The organism is Dietzia sp. DQ12-76, from assembly GCF_014145045.1.
GTDB lineage: Bacteria > Actinomycetota > Actinomycetes > Mycobacteriales > Mycobacteriaceae > Dietzia.
In genome coordinates, this window is sequence record NZ_JAALDV010000192.1 from 1 (window position 1) to 4,657 (window position 4,657).

Annotated in this window: 4 protein-coding genes; all 4 read left to right on the plus strand. The window is 69.0% G+C overall.

Annotation, left to right across the window (positions count from 1 at the left end):
- A partial coding sequence (locus G6019_RS07805; protein WP_182627347.1) for an aminotransferase class IV occupies nt 1–669 on the plus strand: 669 nt, incomplete at its 5' end.
- Between the two features lie 136 nt (nt 670–805).
- Nucleotides 806–2,308 (plus strand): cytochrome ubiquinol oxidase subunit I, encoded by a 1,503-nt coding sequence (locus G6019_RS07810; protein WP_107755799.1) that lies wholly within the window; start codon nt 806–808, stop codon nt 2,306–2,308.
- Nucleotides 2,309–2,322: 14 nt separating this feature from the next.
- Nucleotides 2,323–3,372 (plus strand): cytochrome d ubiquinol oxidase subunit II, encoded by a 1,050-nt coding sequence (cydB, locus tag G6019_RS07815; protein WP_182613692.1) that lies wholly within the window; start codon nt 2,323–2,325, stop codon nt 3,370–3,372.
- Between the two features lie 6 nt (nt 3,373–3,378).
- On the plus strand, nt 3,379–4,657 hold a 1,279-nt coding region (locus tag G6019_RS07820; RefSeq protein WP_182627348.1), incomplete at its 3' end, for an ABC transporter transmembrane domain-containing protein.

Below are 4,657 nucleotides of genomic sequence, written 5' to 3' on the forward strand. Positions count from 1 at the left end.
ACAGCCGATCAGTGGGAGGTGGGGGTGGCCCTGGCCGCCCGCGAATGGGGCCCGGACTCCGAGGGGATGCTGCGACTGGTGCTGTCCCGCGGCCCGGAACGAGGGGGCCCGGAGACGGCGTACATCACCGTCGCACCCGTCGGCCCGCACGCCGTGCGGGCGCGGGCGCAGGGCATCGCGGTGACCGTGCTGGGGAGGGGATTCCCGGCGGACTTCGCCGCGTCGGCGCCCTGGATGCTGCTCGGTGCCAAGACCCTGTCCTACGCGGCCAACATGGCGGCACTGCGCCACGCGGCCGCGAACGGGTTCGACGACGTCGTGTACCTGTCCTCCGAGGCGGAGGTCCTCGAGGGCCCCCGGTCTACGGTCGTCATCGCCCGATCGGGCGAACTCGTCAGCCCGCCGGCCGAGGTGGGGATCCTCGAGGGCACCACACTCGGGGCGCTCGCGGAGGTGGCGAAGCGCGACGGGGTCCCGGTTCACCGCGAGAGGCTCCTGCTGTCAGATCTGCTCACCGCCGATGCCGTGTGGTTGCTCTCCTCGGTCACCCTCGCCGCACGTGTCCGCCGCATCGACGACGTCACACTGGACGGGCCCGAGCCCGGGATCGACGTGGCCGGGATGGTCGACCGCGCCGTCGGGCGGGCCCAGGGCTCCGATTCTGGATAAATTCCCTTCATCCTCCCTGCTAGGGGTGTCCAAGACCACACAGTGCCGTATTGAGTACCGATACCCCTAGGCGTACCGTCCTGCATAGGGCCGCCCGATCAGGTCGTGGCGGTATTCGTAACAGGAGCTCGGGCTCATGGACGTACTCGACATCTCGCGGTGGCAGTTCGGGATCACCACCGTCTATCACTTCGTCTTCGTCCCGTTGACGATCGGTCTGGCCCCCTTGGTGGCGGTCATGCAGACCGTGTGGGCGGCCACCGGGAAACCCGGGTGGTATCGCGCCACGAAGTTCTTCGGAAAGCTCTTCCTCATCAACTTCGCGCTCGGCATCGTCACCGGAATCGTGCAGGAATTCCAGTTCGGGATGAACTGGTCCGAGTACTCCCGGTTCGTCGGCGACGTCTTCGGTGCGCCCCTCGCTCTCGAGGGCCTCGCTGCGTTCTTCCTCGAATCGACCTTCCTCGGGCTGTGGATCTTCGGCTGGGGACGTCTGCCCAAGGCGGTCCACCTCGCGTCCATCTGGATGGCGGCGATAGGGGTGAATCTGTCCGCGTACTTCATCATCGCCGCCAATTCCTTCATGCAGCACCCCGTCGGCGCGGTCTACAACCCCGAGACAGGGCGGGCGGAACTCACCAGCATCTGGGCGCTCCTGACCAACCCGACGGCGCTCGCCGCGGTGCCACACACCATCGCGGGCGCCTTCCTCACCGCCGGGACCTTCGTCGCCGGCATCGGGATGTGGTGGATGGTCCGCGCCTCGCGCCAGCAGGTCGAGCTCGTCGCCGCCGGCGACGTGGACGCCGGGGCGGAGAAGAAGACCCAGGCACGCGAGATCTTCCGGCCGGTCACCCGGCTCGCGCTGTGGGTGATGATCGTGTCCGGAGCAGCACTCATCGCCACCGGGGACATCCAGGGCAAGTTGATGTTCGACCAGCAGCCGATGAAGATGGCGGCCGCGGAATCCCTGTGCCACACCGAGACCGACCCGAAGTTCTCCGTTCTGACGGTGGGGACACACAACAACTGTGAGTCGGTCAGCCACCTCATCGAGGTCCCGTACGTTCTCCCGTACCTGGCGGAGGGGCGGCTCTCGGGCGTCGAACTGCGCGGAGTCCAGGATCTCCAGGCGCACTACGAGGAGCAGTTCGGGCCCGGCAACTACTCACCCAACCTCTTCGTGACCTACTGGAGTTTTCGGGCCATGATCGGACTGGGTGTCGGTTCCGCCCTCCTGGCGGTCGTCGGCCTGTGGTACACCCGGCCCTCGGCACCCGTCCCCGATCAGCGCTGGCTCGGGACCCTCGGCATCGCGGCCATCCCGTTCCCGTTCCTCGCCAACTCGGCGGGCTGGGTGTTCACCGAGATGGGACGTCAACCGTGGGTCGTGCACCCCAACCCTGTCGGCGATCCGATGATCAGTCTTCTCGTCGGCCAGGGGGTGTCCGACCACTCTCCGTGGCTCGTGCTGGGTTCGCTGGCCGGGTTCACGATCGTCTACGGCGCCCTGGCCGTCGTGTGGTTCGTGCTCATCCGCCGCTACACCATCGAGGGGCCGCTGGAGCACGATGCGGAACCTCACCTCGGGCCACCCGACGGCGATGACGCCGGACGGCCGCTGTCCTTCGCGTACTGACAGGGAGAGAGCTCATGGGACTCCAGGAACTCTGGTTCATCCTCATCGCCGTGTTGTTTCTCGGATACTTCGTCCTCGAAGGGTTCGACTTCGGCGTGGGGATCCTCATGCCGGTCCTCGGGCGCGGTCCCGACACCCCCGATCGAGACCTCCGTCGTCGCGCCGTGCTCAACACGATCGGCCCGGTGTGGGACGGTAACGAGGTCTGGCTGCTGGTCGCGGGTGGGGCGATGTTCGCCGCGTTCCCGGAGTGGTACGCCACCCTGTTCTCCGGCTTCTACCTCCCGCTGTTCCTCATCCTGATCGCATTGATCCTCCGGGCCGTCGCGATCGAGTTCCGGGGCAAGATCGACACCGCCGCGTGGCGGCGCAGATGGGATCTGGCGATCGTCGTCGGCTCCGTGGTGCCCGCGGTCCTCTGGGGAGTGGCGTTCGCCAACATCGTCCGGGGGCTGGCCATCGACTCCGACAAGAACGTCACCAGCACTCTTTTCGACCTGCTCAACCCGTATGCCCTGGTCGGTGGCCTCCTCACCCTGACCGTGTTCACCCTCCACGGGGCCGTGTTCATCGCGCTGAAGACCTCCGGGGAGCTGCGGACCGAGGCGGTCAGGATCGCGCGGATCCTGGCACCGTCCGGGTTGGCGCTGGGCGGGGTCTTCACACTGTGGACACAGCTGGCCCACGGGCGCATGTGGACCTGGGGCGCCGTCGCGGTGGCCGCCGCCGCCCTCGTCGGTGTGGTCGCGGCGGTCTACGCGGACAGGGAGGGTCGGGCCTTCGCCGGTACCACCCTGGCCATCTCGGCGGTCGTCGTCCTCCTGTTCGGTTCGCTCTTCCCGGACGTCATGCCCACCACGTTGGCGGAGGGGGTCGGTCTCACCATCGAGAACGCCTCGAGTTCGCACTACACCCTCGTCGTCATGACCTGGGCCGCCGCGGCCCTCACCCCGGTGGTCCTGGTCTACCAGGGCTGGACCTACTGGGTGTTCCGCAAGCGCATCTCGGTGGACCAGATCCCTCCGTCGATCGGCCTCCGGCCCGCGCGGTCCGGGAGGAGCTGACCCCCGGTGGCGGCCCCACTCGATCCCCGGCTGCTCCACGAGTCGCGTTCGGTGCGCCGTCACCTCACGATCTCGGTGGCCCTCGCGGCGGTCACGGCCGCGGCGACGGCCGCGTTCGCGATCCTGCTCGCCCGGGTGCTCGCGGGCGTCATCACCGATCCCTCGGTGCGTGCGCTCGACGCCTGGACAGAGGAGCTGACCGGGCTGACCGTCGCGGCCGCCGTGCGGGTCACCGCGACATGGGCGCAACAGCGTCTGGCGCGCGCGGGCGCCGGAGAGGTCGTCGACGACCTCCGTGCCCGTGTCGCACGCGCCGTGGCGGGATGGGATCCGATCGAACGCCGACGGCGATCGGCCGAACTCGACGCCATCCTCACCACCGGACTCGGGGGCCTGGTGCCCTATCTCGCCGGGTACGTGCCGGCGCTGACGACCGCGGTCGTCGTCACCCCCGCGCTGGTCGTGGTGGTGGCACTGGTCGATCCGCTCTCCGCCGTGGTGATCGCGGTGACGCTCCCGCTGATCCCGGTCTTCATGATCCTGGTGGGCACCCTCACGAGGTCACGCACCGAGCGGCAGTTGCAGACCATGTCGACACTGTCCGCCCGCGTCCTCGACCTCATCGCGGGAGTGCCCACACTCGTGGCGCTCGGACGGGAACGCGGGCCGGAGGTTCAGGTCGCCGCGGCCGCCCGGGCTCACCGTCGCGCCACGATGGACGCGCTGAGGATCGCGTTCCTGTCCTCGATGGTCCTCGAGCTCCTCGCGACGCTGTGCGTGGCGCTGGTGGCGGTAGGGATCGGTCTGCGGCTCGTCGTGGGCGACATGGATCTCGCCGCGGGGATCGCCGCACTGATACTGGCGCCCGAGGTGTACCAACCGCTCCGCGCGGTCGGTGCCAGGTTTCACGAGTCCGCCGACGGCGCCCTCGCTGCGGACCGGGCCTTCGAGGTGCTCGACGGTCGCGCGGGCGAGCGGCTCGACGATCGGTCCGGCAGGGGAGGAGGCGGCACGGTTCGCGTCGCCGAGGGGCCCGCCCGGATCGAGATCGAGGGCCTCGAGGTGCGCAGCCGCGACGGGATGCGGCCGGCCGGTCTCGACCTGGTCGCCGAGCCCGGCCACCTGACCGTCCTCACCGGACCGAACGGATCGGGTAAGTCCACCGCCATCCTCGCGTTGTTGGCACTGCTGTCGACGTCGCGGGTCGAGGGGGGCCGGATTCGTATCGGGGGGATCGACGTCGAGGACCTCGATCGCGAGACGTGGTGGTCGCGGGTCGCGTGGA